9 protein-coding genes are annotated in these 14,678 nt (G+C 65.4%); 3 read left to right on the top strand and 6 right to left on the bottom strand.

The window, feature by feature from the left end:
* The first annotated feature begins 21 nt into the window (after positions 1–21).
* From KGR00_RS12765 to KGR00_RS12755, 3 genes are all read left to right on the top strand, one after another.
* The gene (locus tag KGR00_RS12765) at positions 22–4,515 is read left to right on the top strand and encodes an amino acid adenylation domain-containing protein (RefSeq protein WP_224418387.1); all 4,494 of its coding nucleotides are present in this window, start codon (positions 22–24) and stop codon (positions 4,513–4,515) included.
* A gap of 11 nt (positions 4,516–4,526) precedes the next feature.
* Positions 4,527–5,861 (top strand): condensation domain-containing protein, encoded by a 1,335-nt coding sequence (locus KGR00_RS12760; RefSeq protein ID WP_224418388.1) that lies wholly within the window; start codon positions 4,527–4,529, stop codon positions 5,859–5,861.
* Between the two features lie 84 nt (positions 5,862–5,945).
* Positions 5,946–8,153 (top strand): condensation domain-containing protein, encoded by a 2,208-nt coding sequence (locus KGR00_RS12755; protein WP_224418389.1) that lies wholly within the window; start codon positions 5,946–5,948, stop codon positions 8,151–8,153.
* Positions 8,154–8,221: 68 nt separating this feature from the next.
* On the opposite strand, the gene KGR00_RS12750 is transcribed toward KGR00_RS12755, so the two are convergent.
* The 6 genes from KGR00_RS12750 to KGR00_RS12725 form a co-directional block, all read right to left on the bottom strand.
* Positions 8,222–8,302 (bottom strand): hypothetical protein, encoded by an 81-nt coding sequence (locus KGR00_RS12750; protein ID WP_239031504.1) that lies wholly within the window; start codon positions 8,300–8,302, stop codon positions 8,222–8,224.
* Positions 8,303–8,636: 334 nt separating this feature from the next.
* A complete protein-coding gene (locus tag KGR00_RS12745) occupies positions 8,637–9,113 on the bottom strand; it encodes a MarR family transcriptional regulator (RefSeq protein WP_129139665.1) in 477 nt (158 codons plus the stop codon).
* Positions 9,114–9,250: 137 nt separating this feature from the next.
* A complete protein-coding gene (locus tag KGR00_RS12740; RefSeq protein WP_224418390.1) occupies positions 9,251–10,183 on the bottom strand; it encodes a helix-turn-helix domain-containing protein in 933 nt (310 codons plus the stop codon).
* Positions 10,184–10,267: 84 nt separating this feature from the next.
* Positions 10,268–11,605, bottom strand: a complete 1,338-nt coding sequence (locus tag KGR00_RS12735) for an alginate export family protein (protein ID WP_224418391.1) — start codon at positions 11,603–11,605, stop codon at positions 10,268–10,270.
* 93 nt (positions 11,606–11,698) lie between these two features.
* On the bottom strand, positions 11,699–13,120 hold the full coding sequence (locus KGR00_RS12730) for an aldehyde dehydrogenase family protein (RefSeq protein WP_224418392.1): 1,422 nt from the start codon (positions 13,118–13,120) through the stop codon (positions 11,699–11,701).
* Between the two features lie 39 nt (positions 13,121–13,159).
* Entirely contained in the window at positions 13,160–14,611 is a 1,452-nt protein-coding gene (locus KGR00_RS12725; protein WP_129139669.1) for an APC family permease, read from the bottom strand.
* Between the last annotated feature and the right edge of the window lie 67 nt (positions 14,612–14,678).

The following is a 14,678-nucleotide window of genomic DNA, read 5'->3' as shown; positions in this document are numbered from 1 at the left end:
GTTGTCAAGAGGTACATCGCGATGGCTGAACTGAACGAGATCCAGGCCGCCTACTGGGTGGGTCGGCAGTCGAGGGTGTGGCTGGGGGGTGTTGCCGCTCATCTGTATGCCGAGTTCGACAGCGATGCGCCGCTGGACATAGGACGACTTCGCCAGGCGGTCAGGCGACTCCATGTGGCTCACCCGATGCTGCGCCTGCAGGTCACCGATGGAGGACATCAGTCGGTGGTGGCGTTGGATGACATGCACGACCTAACGGTCGACGACATGAGGGATATGGATTCGCCGATGCTGGAAGCTTCTCTGGCGGACAAGCGCCAGAGCAAGTCACATCAGCGGTTGTCACTGGACCGAGGACGCGTGATCGACATTAGCGTGAGCGTACTGCCCGCAGGGCGCTGGCGCTTGCACGTGGACGTCGACATGATCGCCGCCGACCCCGCAAGCTTTCTCGTGCTGATGGAGGATCTGGCCCGATGCTACGAAGCGCCCGACGCTCGACTCGTCATGCCGTCCGTTACCTATCTCGACTATCTGGCGTGCTTGCGGAGCGACCGCGAGCTTGCGCGGCAAAGGGAGCGCGACCGGCGATGGTGGCATGGGCGCCTGGCGCACATTCCGCCGGCGCCCCCCCTGCCGTGGCGTGATGCCACCGGTCCGGCGCGCAGCGAGCGGTTTTCGGCGCTGTTGGGAACGGAGGAGCGGCGGTCGCTGGAGGCCACGGCACGGCGTCATAATCTGACGCTATCCACACTCATGCTAGCCCTCTTTGCCGACGTCCTGGGGACGGCCGCCGACGCGAGCCGGTTTCGTCTGAATTTGCCCATGTTCTACCGCTACCCTCTTTGTGAGGGAGTGGAGAAGCTGGTCGGCGATTTTTCCAACCTCCTCGTCCTGGGCGTGGAGCTGACCCCGAAGACGTCGTTGGCAGCGCTCGGCGAGCGTCTCGCCGCCGAGATGGCCCGACTCCTGTCGCACTCCGCCTATTCCGGCGTTAGCGTCATGCGCGACCTGTCGCGCCACCATGGCAGCACGCAGGTCTCACCCGTGGTCTTCACCGCCGGCCTGGATGTTCCTGGCGGCGAACTCTTTTCACAGCGGGTGACCCGCAACATCGGCAAACTGGCGTGGGTCGTGTCGCAAGGCCCCATGGTGGCGTTGGATGCGCAGGTCGCATCGGCGTATGGCGGTTTGCTGATAAACTGGGACGTTCGCCTCGACACCCTCCCCGAGCCCTGGGCGAGGTCAACGTTCGATGCCTATGTGGAACGGGTCAAGCGGCTCGCACGCTCGCCCGAGGCCATGCGCCAGGCCATCGCTTTCAGGGGCGATACAGGGGTTGACCGATCTGGAGCTCATCGCGAGACGCCCACCGGCGGGCGCCCACTGACGCCCCTCCAGCAGGCCTACCTGCTGGGCAGGAGCGAGCGATTGCCACTCGGGGGTGTAGCCATGCAGGAGTTTCGGGAGTATCGAGGGCGTCTCGATCCCGCACTACTTCGCTGGCGATTGGCCCAACTGGTGCGCCACCACGATGCCCTGAGGACCTGGGTCGACGTTGAGTCGCTGACGCAGCACGTCGCGGAAGAGGCCGTGCTCCATCTGGATGAGCTGGACCTGCGCGAGATCCCGCGTGGCGAAGCGTGGGAGCGCATCGCGGCCATGCGCGGCGACTATGCGCATCGCCTATTCGACCCGTCGCGTCCGCCCTGGCATCTGCTGCTGTTTCGTCTGCCCGAGACGGAAGATCCGACGGCAGACAGCTGCGTGATCTTCGTTCGCTTCGATGCCTTGATCGTGGACGGCCGGGCGATCGCCCACCTGATGGCAAGCCTGTTCGAGTCTCAGGAGTCCACTCTCCTCGGCGGGAGCGGCGGGGCCTACCTCACTGCGTCTCCTGCCATGCCGCCGCGCCCGAGGGACGAAGCCGCAGCCTACTGGACGGAGACGCTGCAAAGCGTTACCGGCCCACCACAACTGCCCTGGAAGCGGCCGCTGGATACTCTCGGCGTGTCCCGCTATCGACGCGAGAGCCTGACTCTGTCCCGCGACGACCTGGCCAGCCTCTCCCGGCTGGGGGCGTCATATTCTCTGCTACGCAACAGCGTGCTGACTGCCATCGTGCTCGACGTCCTGGCACGCTGGACGAGCGACGCCGAACCGTGTGTTGCAGTGCCGGTGGCGTTGCCGGCACGTGACGGGCGTCTGGAGAACGATTCGACCTTCATTGCCCTGCGCTACGATGCCAAGACAGGCACGCTGCTCGAGCGCGCACGACAGGTCCAGGCCGACGTGTTGCAGGCGCTCGAGCACCTGGCTTTCTCCGGCGTTGACATCAACCGGCTACTGCTCCGCCGCAATGCAAGCGGCGTGGCCCTGCCGGTGGCCGTCACCAACGGCCTGTCATGGGAGACGCTGGCGCCGGACGCCCTGGTGCGGTGCCATGGCGGTCTGACCCAGACGCCCCAGACGGCGATGGACGTCCGCCTGACGCTGGATGAGCAGCACAACCTCGTGTTGAGCATCGATCACGCGGAACAGGCGCTGGACACCGAGCTGGTGCGCGACGTGCTCGAGGCGATCGAGCGTGCGATCAGGGCCGCCATTCGTCGCGGAGAGCTGGTGTTGACGGAGGGCGACTGTCTCGACCCTGCCCCGTGCCATTGGCATGGCGCAGAAGGGGGCGGCGAGTGCTCGCACTTTCTGGCGCGTACCGCTCAGCGCCTGTTCGGCAGCGATGGCGGCAAGGCGGCACTGATCCACGGCGACCGGCGCATCACCTATAGTGAGCTCGGGGTTGCCGTGTTGCGGGTCATGTCGGGATTGCAGAAGCACGGGCTGGGCGAGGGCGACGTGGTGGCGATCTGTCTGCCACGCGGGCCCGAACACCTGATGTTGACCCTCGCCTGCGCCATGCAGGGCGTGATCTGGGTACCGGTAGAGCCTGGTGCGCCCGATGAGCGCAGACGCTTTCTGCTGGCGAACTGCCGCCCCGACCTGGTGGTGGCCTCGGGGCCAGTCGAGGGCTTCAGGGCGACGACGCCTGAGCAACTGCTCGAGGCGGCTCCGGCCCAGCGACCGGGCTTCGAGATCCTGACCGAACGCAGCAGCGCCGATGCCCCGGCCTATTACCTCTACACGTCCGGCACCACCGGAAAACCGAAGTGCGTGGTGCTTTCGAACCGGGCGACTGCCAACGTCATCGGCCACACTCAGACGGCCTGGCGGGTCGGGGCCGAGGACGTGTTCCTCTCGGCAACGCCGCTGCAGCATGACATGTCCGTGTTCGATGTCTTCGGCTCGCTGAGTGCGGGGGCAACCTTGGTGCTGCCTACCGCCGAAGAGGAGAAGGACGCCATTCACTGGAACCGTCTCGTGCGCGAGCACGGCGTCAGCGTGTGGTGCTCGGTGCCGGCGATCCTCGAGATGCTGCTGGCCTGTCAAAGGAACGATTCGCTGCGCTCGCTGCGACTGATCGCGCAGGGCGGCGACTACATCAAGCCGACTACCATCGCGACGCTGCGCCGGCTGCTACCGAATGTCAGGCTGTACTCGCTGGGCGGGCCCACCGAAACCACCATCTGGAGCATCTGGCACGAGATCGCCCGGGACGACGTGGACGTCATTCCTTACGGCCGACCGCTACCGGGCAATCGCTATTTCGTCTGCAACGAGGCGCAGATGCACTGTCCCCCGTCGGTCGTGGGCAGGATCTACACCGCCGGGATCAATCTGGCGCTCGGCTACCTGAAGGACGGCGAACTCCAGCAGAGCGATTTCGTCACGTTGTCCGACGAGCGCGGCCAGCCGGTCCGGGCGTTCAGAACCGGCGACCTGGGCCGCTATCGCTGGGATGGCACGCTGCTCTTCGCCGGGCGGGTCAGCGGCTACGTGAAGGTGCGCGGGGTTCGCGTGTCGCTGCCGGACATCGAGAGCGAGCTGTCCGAACATCCCGGTGTGCGGCAGGTGCTGGTCGTGGACTACGTGGCGCAATCGGGCGAGACGGCCCTGGGGGCCCTGTACGTCGCCGCAGGCGACGACGAGATTTCCGTGTCCGAGCTGAGGCGCTTTGCGCGGCACCATCTGCCCGAGTCCCACCTTCCGGGCCGCTATTTGCGCGTTGCCGCCTTGCCTTTATCAGGCAACGGCAAGCCGGATCGGCAGGAGGCGAGACGCATCCTGACGACGGCCGTCGACGCGTCCCCACCCGACCGGCGCGCCGCCCTTTCGCCCGCCGGCCGGGTGCTGGCCATCTACCGTGAAATCATCGGCAGGACCGGTCAGGAAAGTTGCCACGAGCGCTCGAATTTCCTGGCCATGGGGCTGTTGCCTTCGCACTTGCAGGCGATCGCATCCCGTCTGGACGAGACGTTCGGTGTGCGTCCGCCGATCGAGGCGCTGATGCGTTGCCGGACGGCGGAAGAGGTCGCTCGATTGTTGCAACGTTTGCTGCCACGTTCGGTTGACGATGCCTCGGCGGCGCCGTCGGCCCAAGGTTTATCCGTCGACGGGTGAGGAGGGAGCCAATGAGCCAGGAAAGGCGCTCATGTGAAAGCCGGGGATGGATGCCGCTCACGCTGGCACAGCTGGATTTCTGGGAGGAGTACGCGTTACACCCGGACCAGTCGTTATCCACGGTCGCGCACTGCCTCGATATCGAGGGTGCGGTCGATCAGCCGGCGCTGGTCGAGGCCATCACTCGGACGGTTCATGAGGCCGACATTCTGTCGGTGCGCTTTCGCGAGCAGCCGGGTGGGAGCGAACCGCTGCAGCGCTTCGACACGGTGCAGGCACCCCTGCTGGAGCTGCGCGACCTCCGCGGACAGCCGGCTCCGCTGCAGGCCGCGCGCCGGCTCATGCGGGAAGATATCGAGTCACGGCTCGACCTGATGCGGCAGCCGTTATCCGTACAGTGGCTGTTGCGTGTGGGCGAGCGCCGCTATCTCTGGTACAGCCGCGGGCATCACATCATCCTCGACGGTTACGGCATGGTGCTGCTCGAGCGACGCTGCGCACAGCTGTACGCCCATCTGCTGGGGGCCGGGGAGGCCGGAGAGCCACTGCGCCCGTTCGCCAATTTACTCGACGAGGAGACGGCCTATCGCCGCAGCCGGCGGTTCGACGAAGACCGGCGCTACTGGCACGCCTATCTCGATGCCAACCCCACGCTTCCGGTGCTGCGCAAGGGGGCCGAAGCCGACACGGTAGAGGAACGGCATGCCGAGGTGGCGCTCCCCGGCGAGTTTGCACAGCGCTTGAGAGAGCTGTCGGACACGACTGGCATCGGCTGGCCGGATCTCCTGGTCATGCTGTCGGGGGCCTACCTCCTGCAGGACTCGATGGCGACGGGCGAGAGGGGCTCGTTGCCGGTGTGGCTCCCCTTCATGAGCCGCTGGGGGAGCGTCGCCGCTCATATTCCCTCGCTGGCGGTGAACATCCTGCCGCTTCACCTGACCGCCGTGAGCGGAGAGCCCCTGGGAGACTTCTTGAAAAGAGTGGCACGCGTCCTGCGTCAGCAGCGTCGCCACGGACGGTATCGCATCGAGCAGATCGCCGCCGACAGAGGGCTGGCCAAGGGCACCCGGTTCCTGTTCTCGCCGCTGATCAACGTGCTGCCTTTCGATTCGCCGACCTTCGAGGGCTGTCGTGTCACGCGGCAGATTCTCGCCAGCGGCCCGGGGGATGGCTTCGATCTTACCTATCGCGGGTGCAGTGACGGTTCGTCGTTGCGCCTCAGCGTCGATGCTGACCCCGCAGCGGTCGCCCCGGAGGCGTTCGACCGTCATCGGCGTGAATTGCCGGCTTTCCTGTCTCGGGCCGTGGCGACAGGCGCCCTGACGACATCGATGGTGCGCCTGTGAACCGGTGCACCGTTTGGTGGTGCGGCCGGCGTGAATGTGGAATCGACCGGCCGTTCGTCGGCCGGAGGACGAGGAGTGGAAGCGATGGACTACGTTGATGAGTCGCTCGATGCGACGGGGTCGCGAGAACGTGGCCGGCCGGCTGGTGAGCACGAGCAGCGCATGTGGCTGCTCCAACAGCAGTATCCGGAGGCGGTACACGCCCATGCCCTGACCTATCGGCTCATGGGGCGGCCCGACGTCGCCCCATTGAACGCTGGCGTACAGGAGGTGCTGAGGGATCCCGAACTCAACGTCCGATATCGTTTCGGCGAAGACGGTGTGTTGCGCCGGCTGAGTATCGAGGGGGAAGCAGACGGGCCGAGCCTGACCTGCATGAGCGTCGAGTCGTCGCGGGAGGCCATGGAGGCGTTGGTGCGCTTGCAGGAGAGCCCCTGGGATCTCGCCGAGGAAGCCCCGCTGCGCTGTTGCCTACTGCTGACGCCGGAGGCGTCGATTCTCGGCCTGATCGTGCATCGGGTCATCGATATGACCGCATCCGCGGCGTGGCTCCAACGGTTGGCCAGTTTCGTGCAGGGGGAAGGCGTGGCACCCGGGGGATTCGGTGAGGCATTCGCGGGGCTGGAGCGACGAGAGACCGAACCGGATGCCGTGGTGGCACGCCAGGAGGCAGAACGAGACACGACAACGAAGGGCAATCAAATTCTCGATCTGCTGCTAGAGGCGTTTCGCCAGGCGTTGGATTCCCCGGAGATGACTGCCGATGACGACTTCTTCGATCACGGGGGGCATTCGCTGATCGCGACGCGCATCATCGGACGGCTGTTGAGCGAGCACGGCATCGAAGTTCACCTCAACGACCTGTTCAGTCACCCCACGGCAGCGGCCTTGGCCGAGCATGCACGGCACTTGTCGCGTACCGAAGAGCAAGAGCAGGGCGGGGAGGCCGTCCGGAGGGAGGTGCATCGGGTGCCGCTCTCACTAGCGCAGCAGTCGCTGTGGAAGGTCTACGAGGCCTTCGGGTTCAACCAGATCTTCAACATACCCTTTGCGCTCCGCTTCCTGGATTGCGTGGACGAAGCGGCCTTCAAGCAGGCGTTTCTCGATCTGCTGGAGCGCCACCCCGGGTTGCGTACCCTGTTTCACCAGCATGGTGGGCAGGTCTGGCAGGAGGTTGTGCCATTCGATGCGGTGTCGCGCTACGAGTGGTTCGGGTATTCCCACGAAACCCGCGGAATGTCACTGAAGGACGAGGCATCGCATCGCTTCGACCTGGCCCGTGAGCTCCCCCTGCGCATTCGTTTCATGATCGATCAAGAAACGGGCGAGCAGATCGTCTCGCTGCTCTTCCATCACATCGTGCTGGACGAGTGGTCGGTCAATCTCATGATGGAAGAACTGGAGCAGGCCTACCGCGATCGGGTGGCGGGCAACCAGCCAGCGTGGAGACATCAGCCCCTGCCGTTCCACGAATTCGCGTTAAGGCAGCACGCTGCCGGGGTAAACCAGGCACATCTCGATTACTGGACGGAGAGGTTGCGCGGCGCCCCGCCGGGCCGGCCGCTGTTGGCGGACACGGCAGCCACAAGGGCGGAGAACGAACCGGCGTCCAGCGCGGGGGGCTGGGTGGAATTCAAGCTGGAACGCGACGTCGCCGCTGGCCTCTACGGTTTGGCCAAGCGCAACGGCGCCTCGCTGTTCAACGTGGTCTATGCGGCGATTGCCGCTTCGATCCAGCGCCTGGGGGCCTTGGACGAGATCGTCATCGGCACCTCGGCGTCGGGCCGGACCGATGCGGACTTCTTCGACACCATCGGCTATTTCACCACGGTGGTGGCGCATCGCATCGGCTTTCCCGACACCATGACCCTGGCTGGCTTGATCGAGCAGGTGAAGTACACCATCAACGAATCCATGCCTCGTGCCGACATCCCCATCGACCTGGTCGAGGAAGCGTTGGCTACCGTGACGGAACGCGGACGGAATCGCATGTTCGAGGTCTTCATCCAGCTGCATGCGAAGAACAAGCTGAACGGCGCCTTCACGCTGCGGGACGGCAAGCGCCTCGAGTTCCGCCAGATCGATCCGGAAAAGGACGAATCCCTGCTGGGGTTGCAGTTCGAGGTGCTGGAAGAGGTGGTCGAGGGCGAGAACGATGTCCGCGTGATGATGAGCTACCGTGCCGATCACTACGGTCCCGAGCAGGTCGAGCGGATCAAGCAGACGGTCGACGAGACGTTCACACGGTTTTCCCGGGTCGTCGATGCCGAGGTGCCGCTGGCTTCTTTGTAGGAGCCAGGCTCCGCGCAGACTCTGGCATAGCGGTGGTATCCGCCATTCCCAACTCCAACTAGAACGGCTCACTCTCGGTCAGAAGCCGCTTCACTCTGGTGACGGATGGCCAGTACCACCACCGTGTCTCCATCAAGACGGTACCGCAAGATGTAACCGCTATTACCAAAATCGATCAGCAGCCGCGGTATTCCTCGGGTAGATCATCGGTCGGACGACCGATATGGGGAAATGTTCCAAGCTCCTGGATGCCTTGGATGATCGGCTTGGCAGCTTTTCGGCTGCAGCTGGATTCTTCGGGCGTAGGACCTCACGCAGTCGCTCCAGATCTTGGACTGCGGCCACGCCGCTAAGTTGGTCTGCTGAGTGAGCAGGTCAGCGCTTCCCGCTGGATATAGCGAGGATCGGTCACTTCTTGATCGATTTCCCGGCTTCAGCCCCCTTACACCGATGGTTTATGCCGTGCCGAGGGCAACACCGGCCTCAGATGGCGTTCAGGTTGCGGAACATCTTGCTCAGGCACTGGTTGACGTAGACGATCTCGTCTTTCTCCAGGCCGTCGAAGGCCTTTTCGACGATGCGCCCGGTGAGACCCCGGGCCTCCGCCAGCTTGGCCTCGCCATCCTCGGTCAACGCCACTTCCGTGACCCGGCCGTCCTGCGGCGAGGGTGCCGTCTCGAGCAGGCCGGTTTCCTGCATCTTGTAGACGATCTTGGTGACCGTGGAGAGCTTGGCCACGACATGGGTGGCGATGTCCGACATGCTCAGGCGGCCCTGCTCGTGGAGGATCATCAGCACGCGCCACTTGGAGGAACTCAGCCCGAGGGGCTTGAGCAGCGCGTCCACCTCGGCGCTGTACTTGGCATTCAGTCGCGCCACCCAGTAGAGCGGAAAATCCCGGGCGCGGTAGTCGTCGGAGAGCGGAAAGAAGGGAGAGGCCAGTTCTTCCTTGTCGACCATGCGTGAGCGCTCCAAGACGATAAAATAGTTGAATAGTCTAGCATATCGCCCTTTTGGAGAAAGCGTCTGGCGCTCGCGCTGCCCTTGCTGGCCGACTCTTCCGCGGTGAGGCCGCGGGGTCGACGCATCGCCCGCCGTCAGTCGCTGCGCGGTGTTTCGGAGGGGTATTCGCCGAACAGCGTGTAATAGCTCGCCGAGAAGTGGCTGAGATGGCGGAAGCCCATCGCGTAGGCCACATCGCCCACCGAACTCTCGTCGGCGGACGACGCCATCAACTGGCGGCGCACGGCATTGAGCCGGATGCTGCGCAGGAACTCCACCGGACGCATGCTCACCACCCGCTGGAAGCTGTTCTGCAACGTCTTGCGGCTGACGTGCAGCTGCTCGCACAGGTCCAGTACGCTGAGCGGTCGTTGCGGATCGGCCAGGGCCAGTTCCTGGCTGCGCTTGACCAGATAGGTGCTCACGGCGAGTTCGTTGCGGCGTTTCTCGCCATTGGCCTGCAGGAAGAGATCGAGCAGTACCGCCATCAGGGTGTCTTCGATACGTTTTTCGAGCACCGGGTCGTCGTGGCTGCCCCGCGCGACCAGGCCGTCGAGATCGCGAAAGAGCCGCACGCTGATCGCTTTCAGCAGCCGCATCGGGACATCCATCCCGGGCATCGCGGCGAACCGGGCGAAGCGCTCGGTCCCCAGCTCGACCTCCGCCAGGCGACTGAAGCGCTCGAGGTCGACGCACAGTGCCAGAAACGCCAGGCCTTCCGGTGCGTGCAGCATGAACTCCTCGCCGTCGCGCAGCAGCAGCACGCTGTTCGAAACGACCTTGCAGCCCTGGATGACCGGGGTCCTGGCAGTGGAGAACGCCATGCAGAAACGCTTGCGGGGCGACTGGCCGTGCTGCACCACCCGCTTGTCGAGCACCTCGTGGAAGACCTGGAAGCGCTCCCCCGAGACCTGCAGGAGTTCACTGGAAGGGCGGCCGGCGCCGAGCTGGTCGTAGACCTGCTGCCAGCCAGCGATCGCCGCCGCATGTCGCTGAGAATCCTGAAAGGAACGCAACTCACATAACATACCCGCCCCCGTGGATGGCACTCGCCGGTTGGCCGCTGCCGCCTGTCGAGCCACGGCTTGGCGGCCTCTCGTCATGCCGATCCCTCAGAAGAACGCCGCCAGCACCAACTGCGCATACACATTGGTATCGTTATCCCCGACCTGGGTGCCCCCATCGGCCGCGCTCTTGTCGGGCTTGTAGAAGCCCACCAGGGGGCTGACGGCAATATGCTCGGTCGCCATCCAGCTCGCGTACAGGTCCAGCTCCCGAGCATCCAGATTACGCGCATCGCGGTGCTCCAGGGTAGTGAAGTCGAAGAACAGCGCTCCCAGGGACAAGCTTTGCGTCGGGCTGAGGCTCAGGCCGACATGATGGATTCCCGTGTTGCGCGCGAAGATGCCCGCATAGTTGGAGGCCACCTCGCCCTGGAACCAGGTGCCCAGATCGGGACTGTTCTGGCCGGTGAACAGCGAGTCCCAATCCGCCGAGTAGCGGGTGTAGCGGTAGGTCAGCGTCGGCGTCCAGGCGAGGTCCGCGAAGGTGTACCGGGCCTGGCCGTACCAGGCGGTCTCGGTGCCGGCATCCTTGTACTGGCGGGCGTACTCGAAGGCGAAGTCGGCATTGGCGATGCCGAGGTCGCTGTCGCCGCGCAGGCTGTAGACGTTCATGCCGTCGCGCTGGCGCAGGAAGTCGTCGGCCCAGGCGTCGTCGACGTCGAGCCCGTGCACCGCGGTCAGGCCGAGGGTACCGGCCTCACCGGTGTAGTCGAGGGTACCGGCGAGCAGCTCGGTGTCCGCCTGGGCGCGGTTGTCCGAGGCGAGCCAGGCGGCCGTGCCGTGCAGGCCGCGGTCACCGCCGATGCGTGCCACCGCGGTGCGGTCGAAGGCGTGCCGCGCCGCCAGGTAGTAAGCGCCGCCGCGATCGAGGGCGCCCCCGGCCGGCCCCTCGCCGAGATTCAGGCCGTCGTCGTTGATGATGAAGCCCTTGCCGAGCTGGACCACCTGCCGGCCGGCGGAGAGATCCAGCCCATCCGTGCCGAGGAAGGGAAAGCGCTCGCCCGATCGCCAGCCCAGATAGGCTTCCTCGAGCGAGGTGCGCCGCTCCGAGCCGACGCTGTTGCCGCCGGCGTCACCATCGCCCCAGGTGGCGGAGCTGACCCAGTCGAGGGCACCGTAGACATCGCCGGTGCCACCCAGTGTGCGATGGCCACTGAAGCCGTACTTGGCGAAGCCCTCGCGCCAGCTCGAGCCACCGCTGCGGCCGTCGTAATTGTCGTAATTCTTGCGGCTGTGCATCCAGCCATGCACGGCCAGCACGTCGAGGTTGAGGGCACCGTCGGGGCTCGACAGCAGTTCGTAGGCCTGTGCGGTGCCGGTCTGCGCGAGCGTGAAGCCCAGCACGGCGAGACCGCCGGCGAACCGGGTCGTCTTGAGAAGTGTCATGAGAGTACCTTGTCGGTGTTGTTGTTGTGACGTGGGAACCGACCACCGGAACAGCCGGTCGCGCCTGCGCGAAGGGCGGCTGGCCCGGCGCGCTCATTTCGTCGGGAACGTCCGGACGTAGTGCAGTTGCGGCGTGGTGAACTCGAGCAGCCCCTGGAGGCCGAACTCGACGCCGAAACCGGACATCTTGCAACCGCCGAAGGGCGTATTGGGCTGGATCTGCGCGTGGCAGTTGACCCACGCCACGCCACTTTCCAGGCGGCTGGCAACGGCCTGGGCACGGACCTCGTCGCTGCCCCAGACCGAGCCGCCCAGCCCCATCGACGAGGCGTTGGCGCGGCGCAGGGCGTCCTCGACGTCGGTATAGGCGATCACCGGCAGTACCGGACCGAACTGCTCCTCGTCCACCAGGCGCTGACCGTCGCTGACGCCGGTGACGATGGTCGGCGGATAGAAGAAACCGGGGCGGTCCAGGCGCTCGCCGCCGCACAGCACCTCGGCGCCCTGGGCGCGGGCGTCGTCGACGAGTTCGCTGACCAGTGCGAGCTGGTCGGCATTCTGCACCGGGCCGAAGGTCGCGCCCGCCTCCAGGCCATCGCCGACCACCTGGCGCCGCGCGATGTCGGCCAACGCCTCGGCGAATTCACGATACTGGGATTCGTGGACGTAGAGCCGCTTCAGCGCCGAGCAGGTCTGGCCCATGTTGAGAAAGGCCGCCTGGAAGATTTCCTCGGCCACCGCCGCTACCGGCGTCTCCGGCAGCACGATGGCGGCGTCGTTGCCGCCCAGTTCCAGGGTCAGGCGCTTGAGATTACCGGCCGAGGCTCGCATGACGCGCTGCCCGGTCTCGGTGGAGCCGGTGAAGACGATCTTGTCGATGCCCGGATGGCCGGTAATCGCGCTACCCAGGCCCTGCTGCCCGGTGACCACGTTGATCACGCCCCGCGGCACGTGGCGGGCGATGATCTCCACCAGCCGGATCGTGCTCAGCGGGGTCAGGCTGGAGGGCTTGCTCACCACGCAGTTGCCCGCCCGCAGCGCCGGCATGATGTGCCACACCGCGATCATGAAGGGCCAGTTCCAGGGCGTGATCGAGGCCACCACCCCCACCGGCCGGTGGTGCAGCTCGATACGCTGGGTGGGCGTCTCCTCGATCCATTCCACCGGGATCTCCTGGCCCGCCGCGTAGCGCGTCCAGGCCACGCCGCCGGCGATTTCCGACTGGGCCAGCACCAGCGGCTTGCCCTGCTCGCGAACGATCAGCCGCGCCAGTTCGTCCGCTTCGCGCTCGATGTCGTCGGCGATGCGGCCGAGCGCCTCGCAGCGTTGTGCGTGGCTCAGGGCCTGCCACTCGCCACAGGCGGCCCGGGCGGCATCGACCGCGCGATCCAACTGCGCGGGGGAACCCGCCGGGCAGCGCGCGAAGGCCTGACCGCTGGCCGGGTCGATCACCGCGAAGTGCCCGTCGTCACCCGGCACGCTGTCGCCACCGATCACTAGTTCATGGTCACGCATGACGCTCGTCCTTTTTCTGCATGTGGTGGAAATCGCCGTCTAGATTCGCTGGGCGCCGATCTGCTCGAACCGCGCCGGAGCCAGCCGACGCAGGCGTATCGCCAGCATCCCGCCCACGCCGAGCGCCACCAGGATGAGCACGCAGAGCCCGTAGGAGAGCAGCTGGCTCGACCCGGTCAGCACGTCGAAGTGGATGACCGCGATCACCATCACGGCGAGCAGCAGCAGACCGGAGATGGCCGGCAGGATTCGTCCGCGCCAGACCCCGACGTTCAGCTCGGGATGGCGTTGGAAGTAGAGCGTCACCGCCAGCGAGGTGATGGCCATCAGCAGGATCAACGACAGCGCCGCCAGACTGGAGAACCAGGCGAACAGCTGCAGGATGGGATCGCTGCCGCAGGCGGCGAAGATCATCACCGCGGTCGCCGCGATCAGGGTCTGCAGGAGCGAACCGACGTGCGGGCTCTGGTGAACGGCGTGCGTCGTCCCCAGGGCGTCGTGCAGCAGGCCGTCGCGACCGATGGCGTAGAAGTAGCGCGCCGCCGAGTTGTGGAAGGCCAGCAGGCCGGCATAGAGGCTGATCAGGAACAGCACGCGGGCGATGTGCGTGAGCCAGCCCCCCACATAGTGGTCAGACAGGGTGTAGATCAGGGTGGTGGGATCCTGGAGTCCCTGCAGGGTCGTCACGATCTTGTCGGACCCCACGCCGATGATCATCGACCAGGTCGACAGGGCATAGAAACAGCCGATCAGCAGGATCGAGGCGTAGGTGGCCAGCGGAATGTCGCGGCGGGGGTTCTTCGCTTCCTCGCCATAGATGGTGGTCGCCTCGAAGCCGATGAACGCCGCGAAGCAGAACAGCATGCCGATCGAGGGGGCGCCACTGAAGATATGCTCGGGCTGGAAAGCGGCAAAGTCGACGCCACTGTCCCCGCCGCTGGAAACAATCGCGATATCCAGGATCAGGATGACCGCGTACTCGGCCATGACGATGAAGCACAGCAACTTGGCCGAAAGATCGATCTGCCGATAGCCGAGCAGGGCAATGCTCGCCATCGCGATCAGCGAATAGATCCACCAGGGCAGGCTCACGTCGAAGACCGCGCTCATGCTCCCCGCGGCGACACCGCCGAACATGCCGTAGATCCCGATCTGCAGGATGTTGTAGGCGAAGACCGCCAGCCCCGCGACCGCCCCGCCGGAGACCGGCCCCAGGCCTTTCGCCGAGAAGGCGTAGAAGCCGCCCGCGTTGGTCACGTAGCGCGACATGGTGGTGTAGCCCACCGAGAACAGCAGCAGAATGAGCAGTACCAGCACGATCAGTGACGGCGTCCCGGCGCCGTTGCCGAGCATGATACCGATGGGAAAGCCGCCCGCGAGCACGCTGAAGGGGCTCGCCGCGGAAACCACGAAGAAGATGATGAAGCCGACACCCAGAGCGCCGCGCCGGAGCTCCGTCGAGGTCATCGCAGGAGAGGAGGTCACACTCATTGTTCTATGCCTTCGTATTATGATTGTTGGAATCGACAACGCGTCAAACTCGATGATAAGCACATCC

Source organism: Modicisalibacter sp. MOD 31.J, from assembly GCF_020147985.1.
In the GTDB taxonomy this organism is placed as follows: Bacteria; Pseudomonadota; Gammaproteobacteria; order Pseudomonadales; family Halomonadaceae; genus Modicisalibacter; species Modicisalibacter coralii.
This window is presented reverse-complemented; position numbering and strand designations above follow the sequence as displayed.